Here is a 330-nt window from a genome sequence, read left to right as displayed (position 1 = left end):
TGCCCTGCCAGGCAACGGGCAGCGGATGTTTACATCCGCGAGAGGGGACACCTTGAACCCGTTCTTGCGCAGCAGCTTTTGATAGTCGTGAGCACAGTATTGCGACCCGCGATCCGTGTGATGAGCGCAACCTGGCGGCGGCCTTCGGATCGCGATGGCCATGTTCAACGCCCGCAAGGCCAGATCTTGCTTCATGCGGTTGCTGATGGCCCAGCCCATGACGCGCCTTGAGAAAAGGTCAATGATCACAGCCAGATATACCCAGCCTTCCCGCGTCCATACATAGGTGATGTCGCCGGCCTGTTACCGACAGGTGAATGCTTGCATTCA

1 pseudogene is annotated in these 330 nt (G+C 58.2%); it reads right to left on the bottom strand.

Annotated elements, in window-relative coordinates:
* Positions 1 to 297, bottom strand: a pseudogene (locus EGN72_RS00165) (DDE-type integrase/transposase/recombinase); the annotation flags it as partial.
* Positions 298 to 330: the final 33 nt, after the last annotated feature.

It is taken from the genome of Pseudorhodobacter sp. E13, assembly GCF_003991405.1.
Taxonomy (GTDB): Bacteria; Pseudomonadota; Alphaproteobacteria; order Rhodobacterales; family Rhodobacteraceae; genus Pseudorhodobacter.
The sequence above is the reverse complement of the archived record's forward strand: the minus strand, read 5'-3'. Positions and strand labels throughout refer to the sequence as shown.